This is a genomic window from Desulfococcus multivorans, from assembly GCF_001854245.1.
Taxonomy (GTDB): Bacteria; Desulfobacterota; Desulfobacteria; order Desulfobacterales; family Desulfococcaceae; genus Desulfococcus; species Desulfococcus multivorans.
In genome coordinates this window covers 3,793,008-3,814,657 of record NZ_CP015381.1, presented here as the reverse complement: position 1 = coordinate 3,814,657, position 21,650 = coordinate 3,793,008, and the positions used below count along the sequence as shown (strand labels likewise).

The following is a 21,650-nucleotide window of genomic DNA, read 5'->3' as shown; positions in this document are numbered from 1 at the left end:
ATGATATCCATAATGGAAAAGCGAACCGAAGAATGGCTGCGGCAGGCGGATTATGATCTGGATACCGCTTATTACATGCATAAAGGCGGTCGGCATATATATGCCGTCTTTATGTGCCACCTCGCTGTCGAGAAAGCGTTAAAGGGACTTTACTACGAGAATTTCCGGAAAATTCCACCGAAATCGCATAACCTGATCTATCTTCTTAATGAAATCGGCATCAAACCTCCGGCAGCGCCCGGCAAGTTCATTGTGAAATTGAGCACGTCGAGCATCCCGACCCGTTACCCCGAAAATCTGGCAAAGCTTCAGAAAATATATAGCGAGCCCGTTGTCAAAGATATTCTTTCCAAAGGGGAGGAGGTCATTGGATGGATAAAAAAGCAGCTGTAGAACTGGTCGATCGATTTCGTAAGGCTATCGAAGCGCGCGGCATCCGGGCTTCAAGGATTATCCTTTACGGATCCTACGCCGCCGGCGCTCAACAGGCGGGCAGCGATATCGATATTGTTGTCATATCCGAGGATTTTGCCGGCAAAGGCTATTGGGAGCGAATCGATATCCTGACCGATGCCGTTTACGAAATATTTGCGCCGCTCGAAGCGACGGCCCTGACACCTGATGAGTGGGATCAAGGAGACACCTTCATAGCCGATTTCGCCCGAGACGGCGAAGTGCTTTACGCCGCTTAAGGGAAAAGCAGCTTTGTTCACGAGGTCGGGCCAAGCAACCTGCCTGATATTTAAAGAAAAAATGGTCAAAAATCGCCGTATTTGGCCCTTAAACCGGCATTTTCAAGGGTGAAATTGAAGGGTTTAGTGAGAAATCGTGAATGGGTGCGGATGTTCCCGGCATTGCCGCGTCACCGCTCCTTAAACCCACCATTTTGCCCCCAAAAATGACCGTTTAAGGCGATATCCCGGCCTGTTTTCATGCGTTATTCCTGGGATAACAACGGTTTGGCTTGGCCCGACCCCCAAAAAAAAAGGGGCGAAAGCCCCTTTTTTAATGATGAATTATGAATGATGAATGTTGAATGGATGCAGGCTTTCCCCCCACCACCCCCCATTCACAATTCATAATTCATAATTCACAATTCACAATTCCCCCACCACCCGGGCCGGATACCGCCTTTCCCCCCTGTTCCCCGGCGCCCCGATCCGCCCCGAACACCTCCGGCGTGATCAGGATCACCGTGAGCCACCGGTTGCACCGATTTGAATGTTGAATTTTGAATGGTTTAATTCATAATTTATAATTCCTAATTCATAATTATCTTTTTGGAAGCTGTGCGTCATGCCACACCGCAACAATCCAAACGACTGATAAGATTCGAATACTGTAACGCTTTACAAACACCCCACCCAACCTTTTTCAGTAAGAATCTAATTTAAAATCATCAAAATAGAAGGAAAAAGGATTTTCTCCCGCTTGACAAAATAGTGTAACGCTATTGTTTTTTCCCCTATATCCTCAAAGAATTACAGAAACAGCAGCCGCATAGCGAATCACGTTTCACAAATGACAGGCGCCCACTGGACGCAAAGGTGATTCAGGAAGAGGTGCCGATAGGATGGTGATGACGGGAGTCCTGATACGACTCCCGCCGGGTCTTTGGGATGTTAAATGAGGGGCAGGTCGGATAGGAACTCAAGCGCAAGGTTGAGGTCGATAAGGCTGTGATTCAGTTCTTTTGCCTTGTCCCGGCAATCGGTGCAGACCTCCTTGAATTTGCGCATGTCCCCGCGGGTATGGACATAGATTTGCTCGATCGCTTCGGGTTCAAAATCTTTGTACTCCAGAATAAAATCTTCCACGACGATCGGGTAGAGAACGAGCGTTTTAAGTCGGCTCAGGATATCCGGATGTTCGCTCGACAGATATGTTCTGACCTTGGGCAGTCCGGCAAATACGATGGGAACCCCGGCATCGATAATGCGTTTCAGATAGGGCCATGCCCGGCGATCCAGATCATTGCTCTCGTCCATGACAATAAAAAATCCGGACAGGCTGCAGATCTGTTTCAAATGACGCGGTGTCCTCCGGTAGGTGGCTTTCACGTCATAATTCAATTCCTGAAGGATGGATGCCGGCAGTTCGTGGATATTGAAAAGCGTCTCCGCCCGGACCCCCCGGAGTTTCTGAGGCTGGATCAGGTTTAAAAATCGACTCTTGCCGACGCCATAATCGCCTTCGATGAGCACGCTCTGTCCGCGGTAGATTCGATTGTAGATCGCCGCCAGATAGGAAACGCGGCGTTTGTCATTGATGAACGTCTCTTTTCGTTTCATGTTGTCTGTCCCATAAAGAGGCGTACGGCGCCACATGATTCCTTCGCTGATGGCGTTCACAGTCCAGCATAAAAGCGTTGAACAGGGCCGTTCCGATTTTTTTCGGGGATTGCATCAGCTTTCCGGCATAGCCGTCATACCGGGTTTTGTTATGGTTAAAAATCTCTTCAGCTACGGCAAGCGTCAGTCCCTTGCGGTGTTTTTCGATCAGTGCGGCTCTTTCCACCACCATGTTCTGCTGCTCCAGAAAGGCGGCTATCTGCTCGACCTCGTTGGCTTCAAATGTCAATTCCGATGACTTCGGCGGTTTTTCATAGGGCTTCTGCCGAAGGGCTTCGCCGATCAGCATGCCGTCGGATTTGTATTCAAAGATGAAAAGTTTGTCTTTCAGGTCCGAGACATAGACCGGTGTGCCCTTGTGGCGGCTAAAATGTTCGGCGCCCACGGCCACGTAGTATTTCTGATTGTTTAACGTGATGGTCCCTTTTTTCGATACGGTGACCTTGATCTTCTTGAACCCGTATTTCATGATCGCCTTGACGTGCGACGGATCAAAGGAAAACGTGGAGGCCTTGTCCAAAAATGACGCCATGTTTTGGGCCGGGACCCAGGATGCCGTCTTTCCGTCATGGGCAAAATAGTGCCGCGTCGTGTTGTGCTCTTCCCGGTAGGCCTCGATGATGCGTTTTTGGCGGAGTTCATGAAGGCCGATATCCAGAAAGGTCACCGTGATTTTCTCTTTTTTCCTGTTGGTGAAGAGATACCCCGGCTCGGTTTTTACAATGCGGTCCGCAAAGGCTTTGATGATCCGGATTTCGAAATGATGCAGACTGCGATGGGAGGATTCCAGATGGGCCTTGTCCCGGGGCGTCCGGGCTCTTGCAAAATCCGGTTCCAGATAGAAACCGTCAGGCTGAGAGTATTCTGTATTCAGTGCAGTGATCACGCGCTTCAAATTTAAAAATCCACCGGCATTGTCCGGGCGGAGACGGATTTTCTTTCGGGGAAACGGGGTGCTCAACAGAAATTGCTCAAATAGATCGACCGCATTCAGGCTTGTTTCGGAAAAATAGATATCCAAAACAAACAGGTAGCGTGACCGGGTATCGTAAAATTCGATCACCTGGGGTTTTCGCCACATGCCGTTCTGATCCCGTACCTTGAGATATCGAAAAGCACTTCCGTCAACCTGTATCAGATCGAATACGGATTCAGATTTGAAGCAGTGTTTTGGCGGTTTTTCTTCACCAAAATCCGGTTGATCCAGATACCGCTGGAGGCCTTCTGCCTTGACCAGCCGCCTCAGTGCCGAAAGCGAGATGGGCCGGCCAAATTCCTCTTCAAGCCACCGATGGTAATTTTTGATCGTTCGGGCCTTTTGGGTGATAAAAATAAACCCCTGGCTTGAAGGGTCGCTCGAGGCTTTGACCATTTCGATAAACCGGTGTTTCATCCGCTCATCGATGGAACGTCTTCGCCCGCTGCATCTGCGCCCCTCCATAATCCCCTTGCCTGCCAGTAAAAGCGGTTCGGGGATGATGCCGGTCTTCCGGTATTGGTCCATGTAGTATTTTTTGGCCCGGCGTCTGGCGGACCCGCGTTTGTTCATGATCTTTTTGTGCAGCAGGATTAAAAACTGATCATCCAGGGGTAACCGATCCATATTACGGCTTCTCGCTTTTGGATATTTTGTATAGAATCTTGTCCCGGATCACCCGGTTCCAGAGTAAAGCGGCCTGCCTCGAGGTGCTTTGCCACTGGTCATTTTGCGCCAGCCTGACCTGCTCCAGCATCGCCATGACCGCCTGGCGGTAATCATCGCTGATAATGGACGTCCGGTTGGCGGGATCTGCGGTTCTGCCGGCATCGGAAACGAGCCTGCAGATATTTTTGGCCGTGAGCGCCATTCCGGATGCTAAAAATTGGCGCCAGATGTTGCGCTGTTCAAGCGGTGTCAGCGGTACCAACGGCCGGACCTGGGATTCGTTTTCGGGCAAAATGTCCCCGATTGGGGAAAGATTCTCAATGACACGATAGGCCTCGATGAAACGGTGGGCGTGGGATTTTCCCATGGACCAGCGATCCTTGACATATGCCTCAAAGGTCTTGAAACCAAGAAGCCGGTACAGGCGGTTTTCTCGAATCTCGTACAGCGCTTTGCCGATGACATAGAAACTGCGCCGGTTACGATCAATAATGGCCTCCAGTTCACTCAACCGATCGGCTGTCATCTTCTCCTTTTGCATACTCAAGGGGTGCCGATCTGCTGCAGCATCTGCTTCAATGCGCCGCTTCTATCCTCATGGCGCGGGATCTCTTTCAGCAGTCGCTTCAGATAACGAACGCTCTCGACAAAATCGCTTCCATTGACGATCATCACCAGGTCGATGGTATTGAAGTTCCGCTCGCACCGGAAACACCTCGCCAGATTGGTTGCCTGCCGGGTTGCCGTATTGAATTCGTTGCAAACAGGGCAGAGAAACCGAAGCTGGCCCTCCCGCCTTTTAGCCGCCATCCGCAGGTGGTCTTGAATCAGATCGTCTACGGGGATGCCGTTTCGTAATTCAAACAACTCCCGGGCTGAAAATCGTCGCCTCATCATTCACCTCCATCCTGTACGTTGAAAAAAATTCCGTTTGCCGGGCTCTTTTTCCGACGGTCCAACGATAGGCCAACGACCCGCTCCAAGTCGATTGCGTCTTAAATACCGGATTCGATTATTTTGTCAGTATCATTATTATCTACAGTGGGTTATGTGCCTAATGCGTCTTGAAAATCCGAATGGATTACTTTGTCGCTATTTAGGTTTATTACAGGCTGTTATATTCCTTATGCGTCTTAAAAACACCTCCGGAACACTTTCAGGATCGCCGCGTCGATCGAACGTTCGACAACCGTTTTTGGCGGGCGGCAAACCTGAATCGAGGCGCACTCGTGCCAGAATCTGCTCGATCAAATAATCGATAATGATCAGATTTCTTTCGCCGAGTTCATCTTGTAAAATATCACGGGGAAGCTGAAGGTTGATTCGGCTGCCGGACAAATATCCACCCTGATCAGGCTCTGGAGGACTGGCAGTTTGTTCAAGCTTCTTACTCAAATAATCGCTTTTGCTGTTGGCACAATGTCTACGATTCCATTCCGCGCATTTTCTGCGATGCCTTTCCTTTCGGCACTCAGGGCTGCAGGTCACCTGCCGGCCTTTTTGGCGCACATCCGGCAAAAACCATTTGCGGCAAATACTGCAGGGGCGCTTTCGGGGGCGACTGTTCGGCATTGTAATTTCTCCATGGACGAATATTTGGGCATGAAATTACAATCCGAATTTCATGGATTGAAAACATCTTTTGAAAACGGCGGGGTATGTGGCGGCGGGGTAGCGGGGTAAGTCGATAAATATTATGGGCGGGGTATTTTGGGGCGGGGTATGAAAAGCGTTACAGTATTCCGTCATGAAATTGGTATGTAGGCGTTACACTATTCGGATCTTAGCAAACGACATCGGCTTTGATTTTATAAAAAAACCGGTAAGGTGATATGACCACTTCTCGGTAGGGGAGTTCTTGAAATTCAGGTATAATTCTTCCGGATTCAGGAAAGTCCTCAAGCCTTCTTAGGATTTTTTCAGCCGGTTTACGAAAATCAATAGCCGCTGAAGGTTTGTCCTTTCGAATGTATGATAGCGCGGAAAGGAATTGAGTTTTGGCAGAAGGTGTAAATTTGACCTTCACGAAGGCTCCCTGTCCAAAACGGCGTCAGCTTCAGCAAGAACTGTATCCAGATCATACCCTTGACCCGTTTCGATTTCCCTATCTCCCTTAGCCAAAAGGCGCAACAGCTCTTTCTCGCGTTCAGATTTCTCATAGGCATCAACACCGATTATTACCGCCGTTGCCCGACCTCTTTGCGTGATTATCAAAGGCTCTTTGCTGTTTCGCAATTGTTTCAATAGCTTCGCAGCATCTTGTCTTAAATCGCTCACCGGAATGATATTTGATAGCTTGCCCATATTGTATCTCCTTTAGTACTTTTGCACGTATCACCAAGAAACCCAAAAAGCAAGCCTTCAATAAAGATGAATGTTGAATTTTGAATGTTGAATTTTGAATGTTGAATTTTGAATGTTGAATGATGAACGTTGAATGGCTGCAGGCTTACCCCCCACCCCCCCATTCACAATTCACAATTCATAATTCATAATTCCCCCCCCACTCCCCGAATCACTCCCACCACCCGCTCCAACTCCCCCGCCGTCATCGCCGTTCCCGACGGCAGGCACAATCCTCTCTCGAACAGGTCCTCGGCAACCCCGCCGCCCACCACCCGGGCCGGATAGCGCCTTTTCCCTCCGTTCCCCGACGCCCCGGCGCCAAGGCCCGGCACGTTGAACACCGGCTGCAGGTGCATCGGTTTCCACACCGGCCGGGACTCGATGTTCTCCGCCTCCAGGGCCAGCCGCACCGCCTCCCGGTCCGCCCCGAAGACTTCCGGCGTGATCAGGATCACCGTGAGCCACCGGTTGCACTGGTTGTAGGCCGCCTCGGGCATGAACGCGATCCCCGGCACATCCTTCAACGCCTCGGCATAATACGCAAAGATCTCCCGCTTGCGCCGCACCCGCTCGTCCAGCACCATGAGCTGCCCCCGGCCGATGCCCGCCACGATGTTGCTCATCCGGTAGTTGTACCCGATCTCGGTGTGCTCGTAATGCGGAAACGGCTCCCGGGCCTGCTGGGACAGAAACCGGGCATGCGCGATCAGGTCCTTGTCCTCGGACGCCAGCATCCCCCCGCCTGATGTCGTCATGATCTTGTTTCCGTTGAAGGAAAAAACCGATGCCCAAGCACCGGTCCCCGCGTGGCGGGGGATTTTGAATGTTGAATTTTGAATTTTGAATGTTGAATGGTTTAATTCATAATTCAACATTCCTAATTCATAATTGTTTTTATATTTCGCTCCCATGGCTTCTGCCGCATCTACCACCACCGGCACACCGTAGCGCTCGCACACCGCATAGATTCGCGCGTAATCCGAACACTGGCCGTAGAGGTCCGTGGGCACCACCGCTTTGGGCAGCTTTCCCTTGCGGTCGCGTTCTGCCAGGGCCGATGCCAGCAGATCCGGGTCCATGTTCCACGACGTGCGGTCCGCGTCGATGAACACCGGCACCGCCCCCTCGAACACGATGGGCGTTACGCTGCCGATAAAGGTGAGGGTGGAAGCGAACACCTCGTCCCCGGGCCCGATCCCCAGATGGCGCAGGGCCAGGTGCATGGCCGCCGTGCCGCTGGAAAGGGCCACGCAGTGGGGGATGCCGGTGTATTCGGAAAAGGCCCGCTCAAACGCGTCCACCTGAGGCCCCAGGGGCGCGATGTAGTTGGACGCAAACGCCTCGCGCACGAAGTTGAACTCCTCGGTGCCGAGGTGGGGGGGGGAGAGGAAGATGCGGGGGGAGGGGGGATTTGTTTTGGGCATTGTTGAGATCCTAATGAGAATAATGATGAATTATGAATGTTGAATTATGAATGAAAGGAATGGGGACGTTCATTTATAATTCATAACTATTGGATAAATTTTGAATTATGAATGTTGAATGAAAGGAATGGAGACACCCATTCAAAATTCATAATTCAAAATTCACCATTGTTTTTTTGCGCTGTTTTGACGATCGAGGTGAGAATTTTTATGATTTCCTGAGAATCCGCTATCAACCCCGACAGGGGGAGGTTGGGGCAGAGTTGGCTGTCGCGGAACAGGCGGAGCCAGTAGTGTGTTTCTCTGGCTTCCTTGGAAGCGATCGACATTTTGGAGATAAAATCCTTTTTGGATTGAGCGGCAACAGCTTCCTCGACATTCGCCCCGATACTGGTACCCGACCGAAGCAACTGCCTGGACAAAACAAACTCCTTCCGAGCCCGAATCTGGATATAAAGCTGAACCACATCGAGAGCGAACTGATAAGTCTTGTCCTGGATGATGTTTTTTCTCATAGGAATAAAAATAATTTTGAATTATGAATTTTGAATTATGAATGGACGGCCCATTCCTTTCATTCAACATTCATAATTCATAATTCAAAATTCACCATCGCCCCTTCGCCGGCACCCCAACCACCACCGCCCCCTCCCCCACGTTCCGGTTCACAAAACTATGCCCCCCCACCACCGCGTTTTCGCCCACCGTGACCCCCGGCATGATCGTACTGTGGGTGCCTATCCTGCAGTTTCGTTTGAGCACCACGGGGCCGGTCTTGTTGTCGATGGTGGATACGGAATAGACGGCGCAGTGGGATCCGATCTGGACATGGTCCTCGATGGTGACGCCGTATTTGGCGTTGATGTAGGTGAAGGCGCCGATGTCGGTCTTGTATCCCAGGCGCAGGTTGTCCTTGTGTTGAACCACCCAGTTGTATTTCGTGGGCTTGCCGTCCTCGATCACCGGGTATTGCCAGTCTGCGAAACGATCGGCAGCAGCAGTTCCCAGATTGCGCGGATCACGCTGATCATCCTCTCTGTTCAACGGTGCGGGAATTTGAGAAGCCTGGGGGGCTATTTGCTTCTCCGAAGTTCCCTTGCCGGCACCCCCCCCCATGTTTCATTGGGCGGAACATCCCTGGTTACGCAGGCCCCCGCGCCGATCACGGCGTCATCGCCCACAATCAGAGGGTTGTCCCGGGTGCCGTTCAGAAACACCGCGCCTGTGCCCACATAGACCCGTTTTCCCAGGTGGACAAAACCGGACACGTGCACCCCCGGCGCCAGGGTGGCATAATCCGCCATCACCACGTCGTGGCCGATGGTGCAGTCCAGATTGATCTGGACGTGCTCCCCCAGCCGGATATTGGTGGTCAGGATACACCCGGCGCAGATCACCGTGCCCTCTCCGATCTCCACCCACCGGGACATCTCCGTTCGGGGATGAATCAGGGTTTCAAAGGCAAACCCGGCCCGGCGGACTTTTTCCATGACCTGTTGGCGGACCATGGGGGCCCCAATGGCGCTGACGATCGCAGGCTTCCCTGCATTGTCCCGGGTATGCCGGCAGAAGGCCTCAAACGACATGACCGGGATGTCGTTGACGATCTTCCCGTCCAGCAGGGGATCGTCGTCAATAAAGCATTCGATCCTCAACGCCGGGCAGGACTCCGCCAGCCAAGCCACCTCTCGGCCAAAACCGCCGGAACCATAAATGGCGATGTGTTTCATGAAATATCCTCACGCAAAAACGAAACAAGATTGTTTTTTGTTTTTTTCAGAGGCGTTACGTCCCGGCGTGGCCCATGAACTCCGCTGCCGTGGCTTCCCCCGCCCGGCTGATGCCTTCCCGCTTCAACACCTTGCCCACGGTCGTCAGGATGATGTTGATGTCCAGCCACAGGGATTGATGGTCCACATACCAGACATCCATGTTGAACTTGTCTTCCCAGGAGATGTCGTTGCGTCCATGGATCTGCGCCCATCCCGTCAACCCCGGCTTGACCTCGTGGCGCCGTGCCTGCTCCGGGGTGTAGCGGTCCAGATACTGCATCAGCAGGGGCCGCGGCCCCACGATGCTCATATCCCCTTTGATGATATTGAACAGCTCCGGCAACTCGTCCAGGCTGGTGCTGCGCAGCCACCGGCCCAGCCGGGTCAGGCGATCGCAGTCCGGCAGCAGGCATCCGTCGGCATCGCAGCCGTTGGTCATGAAATGCCACCCCAGATGATCCGTGTTATAATGATACAATCAGTTTCAATTTATTTGTCGGAAATGCACCTGAAAGGACGCGGATGAATCTGTGATCATCAGTGTCTATACAAATCTAATATTAAAAATTCCAGGGTGTTAAATTCCAATCAAACACTGCCGCACGCTCACCAGGTGAAACGGCTGCGCCATTCATGGTATTCTTCAAATTTTGTCTTGAGTTCTTCAAAACCTTCTATTTTCTCAATACTGACAGGATCGCCGCTTTTTTCAGAGTTTGGCGATGCAATGTTAAAGGCAACGGCATCTATATCGGCTTCCTTCAACTGATTTATCAGACACTCTATTTTCTTAAGGGGTATATTGCACCCGAAAGTCAGGGAGATAATTTTACCTACTTCAACCAAACCCGGCTCAGCGTTCTGGTATATCAGGCGGATTTCACTTTCGGGTTTCCAGAAGTCCAGTTTTTGCGATATAAGTTTTTTCGCAATCGATTCAGGGGCTTCAACCTCGGAAAAAGCGCTTTCAAATTCAGCTTGTTTTTTGTAGACAACTTTACACCATAATTTTTTTCCTCCCGTTCTGCTATTTTTTTTCGTCATCTTTTCCCAACTTTGATCGATTGAAATGCCGATGGATACGCCACGAAAACCACCTGTATAATAGGCCCATAAGATTGGATTGTTTTCTGAATTTCCAAAAGAGCAGATTGTATAAAGATTTTTATGATTGGTTATTTGTTCGGCCAGCTTCTCGAAGGCTGGGTAATAAAAAAAAACGCCTTCCATCGGGTCATTCTGGTGATGAAATTTTGAAAACCAACATTCTGCGGTACGAACAATGTTTGCGACACGAGGTATGCTCTCACAGGTCAGCGTCATGTATTTATAGACTTTTTCGGACGTCATCTCATCTTTTCTGATTCGGGGTCAACTTCAGTTCCAGCCATCGTTTAGGTCATAAACGCCATCAACAGGACATATACCGGTTGATATGATGACGAGCATACCGATCAATTATTTTGAAGCAATAGAAGGTTGCCGGCGGGATCGGTGGGCAACGAAGGCGCCTGGAAAGCTCAAACCAAAATGCACGCATAAAAGGCCTGGTAAAGCACAAAACCGCCTATGCCGTTGGTTGCCGAAGGTTCGCTGTAGTTTGGGATTGGGAATACTGGCCCGTGAAGAAATAGAAGTTGACCGCATCATCGTCGATCTCCGGTCATTCCCCACCGGGACATCTCGGTTCGGGGGTGAATCAGGGTATCAAAGGCAAACCCGGCCCGGCGGACTTTTTCCATTACCTGTTGGCGGACCTTGGGGGCGCCGACGGCACTGACGATCGCAGGCTTCCCTGCATTGTCCCAGGTATGCCGGCAGAAGGCCTCGAACGACATGACCGGGATGTCGTTGACGATCTTGCTGTCCAGCAGGGGATCGTCGTCAATAAAGCATTCGATCCTGAACGCCGGGCAGGACTCTGCCAGCCAGGCCACCTCCCGGCCAAAACCGCCGGAACCATAAATGGCGATGTGTTTCATGAAATATCCTCACGCAAAAACGAAACAAGATTGTTTTTTGGCTTTTTTCAGCGGCGTTGCGTCCCGGCGTGACCCATAAACTCCGCCGCCGTGGCTTCCCCTGCCTGGCTGATCCCTTCCCGCTTCAACACCTTGCCCACGGTCATCAGGATGATGTTGATGTCCAGCCACAGGGATTGATGGTCCACATACCAGACATCCATGTTGAACTTGTCTTCCCAGGAGATGTCGTTGCGTCCATGGATCTGCGCCCATCCCGTCAACCCCGGCTTGACCTCGTGGCGCCGTGCCTGCTCCGGGGTGTAGCGGTCCAGATACTGCATCAGCAGGGGCCGCGGCCCCACGATGCTCATATCCCCTTTGATGATATTGAACAGCTCCGGCAACTCGTCCAGGCTGGTGCTGCGCAGCCACCGGCCCAGCCGGGTCAGGCGCTCGCAGTCCGGCAACAGGCATCCGTCGGCATCACAGCCGTTGGTCATGGTGCAGAATTTGATGAGTTGGAAGGGCTTGCCGTTAAGCCCGGGGCGGGTCTGGCGGAAAAAGACGGGACGGCCCATGGTGAGGTATATTGCGGCGGCGACGGCGATGAGGAGGGGGGATAAAACGATGAAGGCGGAAACTGCCAGTAGAAGATCAAAACATCGTTTCATTTTCATTTATGAACAGCTTTAAGCAAAACGGCTTCAAGTTGCTTGGCCAATAGATCTCGATCAAAACGATCACGTGCAAGGGCCAAGGCTGCTTTTCCTGCTTTTTTTAGCCAATTCTTATTATTCAGCGCACTTATCAATAATCGAGCTGCTCCGGGTAAATCCTTTGGGGGTAAGACCAACCCGGCCCCGGTTTCTTTTATTAAATCGGCTTGCCAGCCCGCATAGTTTATTGCCACTGGTCGGCCTGATGCAAGTGAGTCAAAAAATTTATTGGCCGAGTTGGCCCACATTTGAGGGAGATCGATAACGGTGGATGTAGAAATCGTGGCAGCAGAAAATAGGGCCGGCATTTCGGATTTTGGCAGCTGTGGCATCACGAAAAAATTCTGGTTAAGTACACCAAGTTCGCGCGAAAGCCTGGTCACCATATCGAATTCATACCCATCTCCAACGGCAAGAAAACACACCTCAGGTGCCAACTTCCTCGTTTCAGCAGCCAATCGGGCAAGATATCCAACGCCATTTATCCGACCAAATGTACCTGCGTATATTACTAAAGGACGGTTGTCCAACCAGGGAAAACGCTTGCGGAATGCAGCACCCACCTCGGAAGGCACCTGAAATAGGTCGACATCGCAGCTGTTAGGGATAACATGAACATGCTCAGATGGGTATCCGGCGCGAACAACACCCTCTTTCATTCCAGGCGATAACGCAACGATTTCTGATGAATTTTTGTAAGCGAATCGTTCTAACCAGCGGGCAGGCGGTATAAGGGGCCCTTTGAGCGCTCCAACGGCGATTGGCAATTCCGGCCAAAGATCACGCACTTCAAAAACCATCGGGATTTTTAATCTTTTGGAGGCGTAAATAGCGGGAAGTGCTATTGTCAAAGGTGTGCTAGTGGCAAAAATGACATCGGCTTTAAAGCGGCTGGCATAGGGACCAGCTTTGGCTGCATAGTTAAGAAATGCTTTTATACGCTTATGATAGGGCATGGCGTTGCCGTACGGCACAGGCAACCAATGAACATGAATTCCTTCTTCTGCTGTATGATACCAATCTCCTGAATTTTTGCTGCGGCGATCGCTGGTGATCATGTGAACTTTATGACCGGCTGTCACAAGTCGCCGGGCTATTTCGTAGGAGCGGGTACCGCCGGACATGGATGGAGTATTGAAGTATTGATGAGTGTAGATAATTCGCAACCTAATTATATCTCCATAAGATCATGAAAAGAATTTATTGTTGCCTCGACGCCATACATGCTCTCAGAGTGTTTCCTGATAGCGCTCTTGTCGACCTTCATTTCACTCAATCGGCTGAAGGCATTAAACCAAGTTTCTGGGGAATTATCTTCCACTACAATGCCATTGAAACCGTCATATATTTGCTCTGGAAGAGCACCAACATTTCGAGCTATGACAGGAACTCCTTGGCCAAGCGCTAGAGCCTGAACTCCACTTTGTGCTATTTCTTGATACGGTAACACAACCGCAGTTGCCACAGAAAGCCATGTTTTTGCCTCCATTTCAGAGTAAAACGCCATGGAACACTTCACGAATTCTGTGTTCGAGAATTTGGCTTCAATCCGTTTTGATATGGCGGATTGTTCCAAATTTCTGGGATTACCACAAAGGAGGAAACAGTATGGCAAATTTCGTTTTCTAGACTGATCAATTATTTCTACCAAATCTAATATCCCATGACTCATGTGTATTCCTGACATATATAGGAAGAGGTTTCGATCTTTTTTCCATTCTAGCAGGTTGCTGCGCAATCTCTCATCTATTATCACTGAATCATACTCTATATTGAAATTAGGGTGTGGAAGAATGCTGATATTTTTTAGCGGAATATAAAAAGTTTTGTAGAGATAATCTTTAGTGAATTTGCTTAATACTATATATTTGTAATGCGAAGAGTAAAAAAACATTAGAGTCTTACTGATATTTTGTCCGGGTTTCAAGGGCCTATGGATAAGAACATGAAAATTTATTCGTAATATCAACATGCACTTAAGAATAATTGTATCAATTATTGGAACCCACATGCCTGTTGAAAATATTACAGGACTTCTCCAACTGAAAATCAGAAATAATGCTCGAATTGAGCTAATGATATAAATAACTGCGAGTGATAATCGTGCAAGGTAGCCTTTTTTTCGTGCTTTTGATGACAAGTTGGGTGGTAAAAAGTTTATTATCTTTCCGTTCAATAAAAAGCCTGAACGTGGGTTGATCACAAAGGTAAAATCTATGTGTCTTTTTAAGATGTGATGGATTAACTTAATAAACTGCGGGTCATTATTTACCGGATCAAACCAAATTAGATTCTGCATTTTTGATTCGCACACCTTGATTCTTATAAGTTCGTAAACATGATAACTTCCTGCTGGTACCATCCTTCTGAATATCTTCTGCCCATGATGCAACAAGACAATAATATATTATTATCCAAAATATTGGCTTTAGTAAAGATCCTGAACTCATCAGCATCAACAAGTGAATAGTTAGTATTCGTCTGTATAACCCTTTGCAACTTCTGTATATTCTCGAGATAAACCATAAAAAAACACTTAAACCCACCACACCTGAAGATATTATGATCCAGGATAAAATCGAACATACTTTATTTGATCCAAGTAGGCTATTTATGGCAAAGTTATCAACACCAGAAAAACTAATTCCAAAAACCATATCTTGAGGTTGCATTAACAAAAATAGAAAGTTTGAAAAAATTCTAAAGTGTTCTGAGCGTTGTCTATAATTTTCTGCAAAATTTAATGAAATTAAATCATTAGCAATGTCGACTAGTTTAAAAATCCGCTTAAAATATTGCAAAAAATAATCTGGTACATAACTATATGAAAATACAACACTCAATGCTACAAAAAATATTAGAAAAGAAGAATTGAACGAGATAAGCTTTTTATCATAAGCCCATAATAAAAAAGCCAATAATAAGCATAATAATCCGCTTAGTGATGTAGTGCCTAATAAAATAAGTAATAAAAGAAAGATAAGGGTATAGGTGGTAGTTGTTTTTCGCTCAGAATATAGATAATATGCAAACAAAATAGAACAAATTCGGGCGAGTATTGAAGGTTCATAAAACGTTCCACACAAGCGGTAACTTGTTGAAAATTTAGATAATGACATTCCGATAATATGCTCACCAAGAACAATAGGTACAGTTAAATTAAAAATATAGCAGAAAATCTCGTATGTCACTGTAATCAAAATGAATAATGTTAAAAAAAACATCACCCGATTTAACGATTGCAAACTAATATTTAAATATTGCAGCATCAACAATGGAAACACGAAGGTATTAAACTGGGCCATGCTTTTAGTATACTCACCGATAGATTCGCCTGTTATCAATAATGTGATCAAGCAAGATAGGTTGAATAAGAATAAGAAAATTATTGTATTGCTTGCGAAACTAGATAGCGGTCTTCTTTTTAACTGCCGAAATAACAAAACGGCAGCTAAAACATCAAAACACAGAATTAAAATATATGCTGAATTAAATGAAGCGCCATATTCTATAAGAACAAATCGTTGCAGTGGTAAAGCACATATAGACAGCATGAAAAGAACTGCAAGTAAACACATTTTTTGAGGCCTTTTCACCATTCTGCTGGTGAATAAAAGTTTGCGGAATACCTGTCAACTATATTTCTAATTCGATGAATTTCATTTTGAGAGAGCCGTTTTTTCCATATTGATATATTTTCACGGCTGTTTCTTTTTAATTGATGAATTATTTTTTCAGGAGCTTCAGTAGGATTATTAGATGAGCAGAATTCTTTTATCGCCTTTTGTAAATTAATCGAGAAAGGAATATTTAGGCGCATACAAATTTGTTGAAATTCATCAATAGGATTTAATGATAGATCTTCGTGTTTTTTAAATATCCATTCAGGATGATTTTCTCGATACAGGTTTACGACATGATAAAAACAAGTCCAAAGAGTGCTCGCTTCTTCGATGATGTCCATTTTTTTCTCTTTTATTTTTCTAAGCTTAGACTCGAATGGATAGAGATAGTCCTCCATCAGGGTGCGCTGCTTAAGAAAATTATCGACATCAAATCGCCAATTGACACGTTTAATACTATAAACAAAGGCAGCTGGATGTCTTATAGTTATGAGTATATCAATATTAAATTCTTTAGAGAGCCATTCAGTTGAAAAAAGAGCTATAGGGTCTTTTATAAGAAATCTATATCTACCTTCATGGTTAATATAAGAATTAAGAAAAAGTTTGAATCGAGACCTGACACCTTTATATGAAAAACGTTTTTTGGCGTCCATAAACCTGAATATATTTATAAAAGGATACTTCCCTTTTATAATTTTGTTAAGCATTGGCCGATACAGTTCTTCTGGATCTTCAGTGATATGATGGAACCAGAAACGTGTAGCAGGATGCCCTCTTAGAAGCCCACTACTTGGATTAAAAATTTCAGGAATGTACTTTATATGGGGTGATCTAGCGAGAATGTTGCCGACCCAAGTGGTGCCAGATCGATTAGCACCGGTAACCAGAATGGGTTTTTTTAAAGCAAGAAATTCAGAAGTATATCGTGTTTCCATTTTAGATCGCTCTTGTCAAAAATAGATTTTATAGGAATTGCGCGAAGGATGATGATTTTTTTAAATGAAAATGAACATATGCATAGTAGTTGGATAGATCGGCTGCTGAAATCAAATTGCCTGAATTCGAAAAATCGCGAAAAAATAGTGTCACAGAATTATGGTAAATTGGCTGCTCAACTTTCGGAATTAGCCATACTTTGCAGTATAGCTGTATCATAGGCCGAAATAGAACATAAAAAAAATGAGCACAAGAAAGCCCAATCCGGGTTGGATAGATAGGCGCAGGATGGTTGAAGTGAGTCATTCATGGATCAATCGTTTTCGTAAGATGTTGGTCCGTTATGAAAAAACACACCGATACTTAAATGTTGCTATTGCGTATGGCTGTGACGATTATTGCTTGCCGTAAGGTTGGTAAAATTTATGGGTAAGTACTGGGGTGATGAAAATTCACTATTGAATGGCCCATAATTTTCATTCTGGAAATATTCCGAGAAATTCTCAAATTTTATAGTGCTTGTAAAGCATTAAAGAAGAAAAAGCGGAACTTTTTTTCTCATATAAAGTATGGATATAATGTTAGACTTCATTTTTAGGAGGTGCAATCCATGCTTGATGGGAAAGGAAAGCCTGATGATAGTGGCTACAAGAGTCCTATAAGGAAGCTGGCTAAATTCTTTGAAAACAGTCGAGATAGCTGGAAGTCCAAATGTCAGGAAGCAAAATACAAGGTCAAGATGCTCCAGAACAAGCTCCGGTATCTGGAGAAGAGAAAAGCTGAGCTAAATAAAAGGGTGAAAAAGCTGGAAGAGGAGCTGCAAGAATATCGGCAAAAAAAAAACGATGACGGATAACGCGATTGAGGCAAAATTCAATCAGAGAGTTGCGTTTCATAAATATTCAGTTGCTCATATCACCCTATTTATTTCATTTGTATTATCCGGCTGTACGAGTCTGAGAGGAGCAAGTCGCGTTATCGGCTCCATGTTATCTTTTTTAGAGCTGGGGCAGCCCGTTCCATCGTGGTACAGCGGTCGCCTGTGGTTGCTTCGTCTCGGGTACTATAAGCTCCATCGTGAACAGGAGTGGGCCGATGATTGGATCTGGATTGTCGACCATACAGTCCAGTCGGGTAGTGAGAAGTGCTTGGTTATTTTAGGTGTCCGTCAAAGCAAGTTACCGGAGAACGAGCTGTATTTATCATATGAAGATGCCGAACCAATTGCCTTGCTACCGGTAACCCATTCCAATGGCGAAATTGTTTACCGGCAACTTACTCAAACTATCGAGAAAACCGGTCCACCCAGAGAAATAATCGGTGATCATGGAACCGACATAAAATCGGGGATTGAAAGATTCTGCCGGGATCATGAACAGACATGCTACATATATGATATCAAACATAAAGGTGCCGCCATACTGAAGCGCGAACTAAAAAATGACCCGCATTGGTCGGAGTTTATTCAATTGGCAGCGCAAACCGGCAAGAAAGTTCAGCAGACCTGTCTATCCGCTTTGGCGCCGCCAAATCAGAGAAGCAAGGCGCGGTATATGAATGTGGATAAACTTGTGAAATGGGGGCAGGAGAAGCTTTGCTATCTGGACATGCTGAAATCCGAGCCTGACGACCGATTCCCTCCTCGGCAGGCTGATGATAAGCTCGGGTGGCTGAACGAATATCGTGATCATCTTACAGAATGGCAGGATCTCATTGAGGTTGTCAAGACGGTGGAAGGCTACATAAAGTTTGTCGGGATATATCACGACAGCCATATCGATTTAAAAGAGGATCCGATCTTTAGCCCGCATACAGACAGGGCAAAGAGAGTCGGTGAGGAACTGCTCACTTTCATAGAGGAACAATCGCTGAAGGCAAAGCCGGGCGAGAGGCTGCTTGGAAGCAGCGAAATCATCGAATCGGTTTTTGGCAAATTGAAAAATTTGGAACAGGATCAAGTAAAAAGCGGTTTCACTGCAATGCTACTCAGCCTTGCAGCGGTTGTCTCAAAAACAAGTCATGATGTCATCCAAAAGGCGCTTGAAACAGTTCCAACGAAAAAAGTGTTCGAATGGTATAAAAAGAATATCGGTCAATCTGTTCAATCGAAAAGGAAGGAGATCATGTCAATAGCCAGAAAGACGGAACAAAAATGGGATCAAAATACTACCGTTTTTCTAAACTGATTTTCATCAGCCCAGGTAAGTACTAAGCATCTCCAACATCTTTGTTGATATGGGAATTCAATTGCTACAAATAGGATTGGCAGAGATATCAAAAAGTTGACCTCTTACGTCCTTTTTTGCAATGGCTGTATTAGAGACTTTGCTATTTAGCATGTAGATTGATGATCCTTTTTCAACCCGAAAGACAGCTGCATTGCTGTTTTTTGTCCAGCTATTATCATTTCCCAAACTGCAGCCAATTAATGTTAATTTGCTTGATTTATCTGGTAAATCAAGCAAATATTGTTTTTTAGTGCCGTTATATTGAGTTCCGATATTGTGACTTCTACATCCGACAAGCGTAATGACTGAACGCTTAGCTTGCAAATACCCTCCTGAACTATGTTCTGCTCCACAACCCGTCATGGTGATACCTTTGCAATTATTGAAATAATATGCAAATGATAGCTTGAATTTCGGGTCGCCCAAGCGCAGACCTCCTTGATTGATATGATCAACAGCGCAATTCTGGAGAGATGAATAAGCGAGTTTTGTCAAAGTAAATCCCTGAACACATACGTTTGCATAACAATTCTGAAGGTAGCAAGAAGTACCACGATTTATTTGGAAACCGATGAGGCAGCGAACAGAGTGAACAGAGGTGAGGTTAGACATCCAAATCAAGTCTGATCTAAAGCCGGTGCCAAAGTTCTTGATGACAAGGTTGCTGAAGGAGCATCTAGACGCTTTGTGAAAATATAGCCCGCTCATCTCGGGCAAAGGCTCATCCTCGTAAATAATAGCCAAGCCTTGAAGACCCGCATATTTGATGCCATTTTGAGTCTCATCACAAGAAAAAGCACAATGTGATAAATTATCCTTGTTGCGTTTCGCCAGAATAATTGAGGTAACATATTGGCCTGCCCCTCTAATCTTCACATGCGATTTCAACCGGAGAGGTTTTGTAATTAAATACCTCCCAGGTGGAATGTATAACTCTACGCCAGTGCTTGCAGAATTATCTATAGCTTTCTGTAAAATGCTTGAGCAATCTAAATCGCCCTTGCATAGAAGTGCTAAGTCATAATTGTTTTTTTTCTTGGAATTATAATGTAGTAATAAGTATATGAAGCAAAAAGTCCCAATTAATGAAAAAATCAGGTTAAAAATGAGGATCCCGGAAATAAATCTGATATTATCTCTTTTCATTTTCGCCTGATATTTACGGTAGGGATTCAACCCTCGGCAATAAATTCCGGGCTGCCCCCGTATGCCTAGTCATCAAGTATATATTAACCACCAGTACCTTTTCATTGCTGATATCAGTAATCATTTCAACGGTCAGTTATGGTTTGGTTTGAAAAACGGTATGTTCAGGCAACCTGCATTTTTACCGATGATTCAGATAATCGTCGGTAAATCGACGCTTGGGGATAAACAGCCGTTTGTCAACCATGGCGTACCGCTTTCTACCGCATAAGCGGTGAATACGCCAACCTGGCAATTGTCGTCTTTTCAAATGAACCCGCAGTGTTGGTTGTAGGATTAAAGAACTGCCTCAATAAGTTCGGAGTATTTTTTGGCAATCACTCGGCTATCAAAGTCATAGCTGCGCGTCAGACCTTCATTTGCCAATTTTCTGCGTCGCTTATCACTGCATAAAAGCTCAATGATTTGTTTCGCAAGGGCTTCCACATCCCCTACAGGTGTAACTAATCCATTTTTGCCATGTGTAATTATCTCCCTTGGGCCGTAGTCACAGTCTGTTGCTACTACAGGAATTCCACAAGCCATCGCTTCAGTAAGTGTCAAATGAAATCCCTCCCAATGAGATGAGGATGCATAAATTGTAGCTTTAGCCATTTCGCTCCAAAGGTTGTTCGTAAAACCTGGGAGTTTGACATATTTTTCAAGGTTAAGACTTCTCACCTGTTGTTCCAATTCTGTTCGCAGCGGCCCTTCGCCAAAAATTAGTAACAAGGCTGGAACATGTTCCCTCACCTTTTCAAAAGCTTTTATCAATTCATGGAAAGCTTTCTGAGGTACCAACCTTCCGGCAGATATTATGGTTAATGGCTTGTTAGGATAATTCCCTGAAATTTCCGGACTGCTTATTCCCGCTAGTTTTATTTTTTCGATATCTATTGGATTATGGATTACCGAGATCAGCTGATCAGGTAAACTAAAATTGTGAACAAGATCAGTTTTAATACCATCTGAAACGGCAATTATTCTATCCGCTAAACGATATAAAGCTTGTATCTCGATAGATTTTGCTTTTTTCATTAATTCTGAGCGACTTTTTTTTAATCGCATACTCAAATTATTATGTTCAGTAATAACTATACGACAGTAGCCTCGAATAAAAGGGGCTGCCCGAAGAAGAGATAAATTTGGCGACTCCAAACCGGCGATAATAATGTCCGGATTATTATCTGCTACCATTTTTCTAATACCATTAATGCGCTTAATGATATTGGATCGCCCTGTATACCTGGAAAGATCGATTATAGTCACATAGGATGGAATTAAATCCATATAATCGCCATCATTCCTGAAAAGCGCGAGTGATAGCCTGTAACGAGTATGATCCAGATGGCGCAACATCTCTACTACGGCTCTTTCAGCACCTCCTCCAACCATTGAATCAATCAAAAAAATAACATGTGTTAACATTAATAACCTTTATGATTGCGTTGGGATCG

At 46.2% G+C, this 21,650-nt stretch carries 26 protein-coding genes; 5 read left to right on the top strand and 21 right to left on the bottom strand.

The window, feature by feature from the left end; all coding sequences use genetic code 11:
- Nucleotides 1–12: 12 nt before the first annotated feature.
- Nucleotides 13–393: a HEPN domain-containing protein gene (locus dmul_RS16645; RefSeq protein ID WP_020878483.1), complete on the top strand. Its 381-nt coding sequence runs from the start codon at nucleotides 13–15 to the stop codon at nucleotides 391–393.
- Nucleotides 372–692 carry a nucleotidyltransferase domain-containing protein gene (locus dmul_RS16640; RefSeq protein ID WP_020878484.1) on the top strand — a complete coding sequence of 107 codons (321 nt, stop codon included), beginning with the start codon at nucleotides 372–374 and terminating at the stop codon, nucleotides 690–692. Before dmul_RS16645 ends, dmul_RS16640 begins: the two co-directional genes overlap by 22 nt.
- A 930-nt stretch (nucleotides 693–1,622) precedes the next feature.
- Here dmul_RS16640 and dmul_RS16635 read toward each other — a convergent pair.
- The 5 genes from dmul_RS16635 to dmul_RS20635 all read right to left on the bottom strand — a co-directional run bounded on the left by dmul_RS16635 (nucleotide 1,623) and on the right by dmul_RS20635 (nucleotide 5,391).
- On the bottom strand, nucleotides 1,623–2,291 hold the full coding sequence (locus dmul_RS16635; RefSeq protein ID WP_070962355.1) for a P-loop NTPase family protein: 669 nt from the start codon (nucleotides 2,289–2,291) through the stop codon (nucleotides 1,623–1,625).
- Nucleotides 2,263–3,954, bottom strand: coding sequence for a hypothetical protein (locus dmul_RS16630; RefSeq protein ID WP_070962353.1), 1,692 nt, complete (start codon nucleotides 3,952–3,954; stop codon nucleotides 2,263–2,265). Before dmul_RS16630 ends, dmul_RS16635 begins: the two co-directional genes overlap by 29 nt.
- Before the next feature lies 1 nt (nucleotide 3,955).
- Nucleotides 3,956–4,522 (bottom strand): hypothetical protein, encoded by a 567-nt coding sequence (locus dmul_RS16625; protein WP_020875349.1) that lies wholly within the window; start codon nucleotides 4,520–4,522, stop codon nucleotides 3,956–3,958.
- A gap of 17 nt (nucleotides 4,523–4,539) precedes the next feature.
- Nucleotides 4,540–4,893, bottom strand: coding sequence for a CHC2 zinc finger domain-containing protein (locus dmul_RS16620; protein ID WP_234979239.1), 354 nt, complete (start codon nucleotides 4,891–4,893; stop codon nucleotides 4,540–4,542).
- Between the two features lie 195 nt (nucleotides 4,894–5,088).
- Nucleotides 5,089–5,391, bottom strand: coding sequence for a hypothetical protein (locus dmul_RS20635; protein ID WP_179947866.1), 303 nt, complete (start codon nucleotides 5,389–5,391; stop codon nucleotides 5,089–5,091).
- Between dmul_RS20635 and dmul_RS20630 the strand changes: the two genes are divergently transcribed.
- Entirely contained in the window at nucleotides 5,371–5,679 is a 309-nt protein-coding gene (locus dmul_RS20630) for a hypothetical protein (protein WP_144016643.1), read from the top strand. The genes dmul_RS20635 and dmul_RS20630 overlap by 21 nt on opposite strands.
- 100 nt (nucleotides 5,680–5,779) lie before the next feature.
- Here the strand turns inward: dmul_RS20630 and dmul_RS16615 are convergent, their stop codons facing one another.
- The 14 genes from dmul_RS16615 to dmul_RS19840 form a co-directional block, all read right to left on the bottom strand.
- A complete protein-coding gene (locus dmul_RS16615; RefSeq protein ID WP_052018487.1) occupies nucleotides 5,780–6,022 on the bottom strand; it encodes a type II toxin-antitoxin system RelE/ParE family toxin in 243 nt (80 codons plus the stop codon).
- Nucleotides 6,019–6,300, bottom strand: a complete 282-nt coding sequence (locus dmul_RS16610) for a type II toxin-antitoxin system Phd/YefM family antitoxin (RefSeq protein WP_020875401.1) — start codon at nucleotides 6,298–6,300, stop codon at nucleotides 6,019–6,021. The genes dmul_RS16615 and dmul_RS16610 overlap by 4 nt, the downstream gene beginning before the upstream one ends.
- 185 nt (nucleotides 6,301–6,485) lie before the next feature.
- Nucleotides 6,486–7,766, bottom strand: coding sequence for a DegT/DnrJ/EryC1/StrS family aminotransferase (locus dmul_RS16605; RefSeq protein WP_020875400.1), 1,281 nt, complete (start codon nucleotides 7,764–7,766; stop codon nucleotides 6,486–6,488).
- Nucleotides 7,767–7,921: 155 nt separating this feature from the next.
- Nucleotides 7,922–8,281 (bottom strand): four helix bundle protein, encoded by a 360-nt coding sequence (locus dmul_RS16600; RefSeq protein ID WP_020875399.1) that lies wholly within the window; start codon nucleotides 8,279–8,281, stop codon nucleotides 7,922–7,924.
- Between the two features lie 91 nt (nucleotides 8,282–8,372).
- Nucleotides 8,373–8,810, bottom strand: a complete 438-nt coding sequence (locus tag dmul_RS16595; protein WP_234979237.1) for an acyltransferase — start codon at nucleotides 8,808–8,810, stop codon at nucleotides 8,373–8,375.
- Between the two features lie 29 nt (nucleotides 8,811–8,839).
- On the bottom strand, nucleotides 8,840–9,496 hold the full coding sequence (locus dmul_RS16590) for an acetyltransferase (RefSeq protein ID WP_020875397.1): 657 nt from the start codon (nucleotides 9,494–9,496) through the stop codon (nucleotides 8,840–8,842).
- A 55-nt stretch (nucleotides 9,497–9,551) separates the two neighbouring features.
- Nucleotides 9,552–9,977, bottom strand: coding sequence for a sugar transferase (locus dmul_RS16585; protein ID WP_020875396.1), 426 nt, complete (start codon nucleotides 9,975–9,977; stop codon nucleotides 9,552–9,554).
- Nucleotides 9,978–10,144: 167 nt separating this feature from the next.
- Nucleotides 10,145–10,888 (bottom strand): DUF2971 domain-containing protein, encoded by a 744-nt coding sequence (locus dmul_RS19845; protein WP_078081329.1) that lies wholly within the window; start codon nucleotides 10,886–10,888, stop codon nucleotides 10,145–10,147.
- A gap of 296 nt (nucleotides 10,889–11,184) precedes the next feature.
- The gene (locus tag dmul_RS16575; RefSeq protein WP_020875394.1) at nucleotides 11,185–11,520 is read right to left on the bottom strand and encodes a PglD-related sugar-binding protein; all 336 of its coding nucleotides are present in this window, start codon (nucleotides 11,518–11,520) and stop codon (nucleotides 11,185–11,187) included.
- Nucleotides 11,521–11,567: 47 nt separating this feature from the next.
- Nucleotides 11,568–12,179, bottom strand: a complete 612-nt coding sequence (locus dmul_RS16570) for a sugar transferase (protein WP_020875393.1) — start codon at nucleotides 12,177–12,179, stop codon at nucleotides 11,568–11,570.
- Nucleotides 12,176–13,384 (bottom strand): glycosyltransferase family 4 protein, encoded by a 1,209-nt coding sequence (locus dmul_RS16565; protein WP_040414000.1) that lies wholly within the window; start codon nucleotides 13,382–13,384, stop codon nucleotides 12,176–12,178. The genes dmul_RS16570 and dmul_RS16565 overlap by 4 nt, the downstream gene beginning before the upstream one ends.
- Nucleotides 13,385–13,389: 5 nt before the next feature.
- Nucleotides 13,390–14,517 carry a glycosyltransferase gene (locus tag dmul_RS16560; RefSeq protein ID WP_020875391.1) on the bottom strand — a complete coding sequence of 376 codons (1,128 nt, stop codon included), beginning with the start codon at nucleotides 14,515–14,517 and terminating at the stop codon, nucleotides 13,390–13,392.
- The gene (locus dmul_RS20345) at nucleotides 14,495–15,796 is read right to left on the bottom strand and encodes a hypothetical protein (protein WP_020875390.1); all 1,302 of its coding nucleotides are present in this window, start codon (nucleotides 15,794–15,796) and stop codon (nucleotides 14,495–14,497) included. Before dmul_RS20345 ends, dmul_RS16560 begins: the two co-directional genes overlap by 23 nt.
- A gap of 14 nt (nucleotides 15,797–15,810) precedes the next feature.
- Nucleotides 15,811–16,779 (bottom strand): sulfotransferase, encoded by a 969-nt coding sequence (locus tag dmul_RS19840; protein ID WP_020875389.1) that lies wholly within the window; start codon nucleotides 16,777–16,779, stop codon nucleotides 15,811–15,813.
- 611 nt (nucleotides 16,780–17,390) lie between these two features.
- On the opposite strand from dmul_RS19840, the gene dmul_RS16545 reads away from it, so the two are divergent.
- A complete protein-coding gene (locus dmul_RS16545; RefSeq protein WP_020875244.1) occupies nucleotides 17,391–17,636 on the top strand; it encodes a Striatin in 246 nt (81 codons plus the stop codon).
- Nucleotides 17,626–18,966 carry a hypothetical protein gene (locus dmul_RS16540; protein ID WP_070962205.1) on the top strand — a complete coding sequence of 447 codons (1,341 nt, stop codon included), beginning with the start codon at nucleotides 17,626–17,628 and terminating at the stop codon, nucleotides 18,964–18,966. The genes dmul_RS16545 and dmul_RS16540 overlap by 11 nt, the downstream gene beginning before the upstream one ends.
- A 57-nt stretch (nucleotides 18,967–19,023) precedes the next feature.
- On the opposite strand, the gene dmul_RS19835 is transcribed toward dmul_RS16540, so the two are convergent.
- Together dmul_RS19835 and dmul_RS16535 are read right to left on the bottom strand one after the other, a co-directional pair.
- Nucleotides 19,024–20,154, bottom strand: a complete 1,131-nt coding sequence (locus dmul_RS19835; RefSeq protein WP_020878560.1) for a glycosyl hydrolase family 28-related protein — start codon at nucleotides 20,152–20,154, stop codon at nucleotides 19,024–19,026.
- 336 nt (nucleotides 20,155–20,490) lie between these two features.
- Entirely contained in the window at nucleotides 20,491–21,621 is a 1,131-nt protein-coding gene (locus dmul_RS16535; RefSeq protein WP_020878561.1) for a glycosyltransferase, read from the bottom strand.
- Nucleotides 21,622–21,650 lie beyond the last annotated feature (29 nt).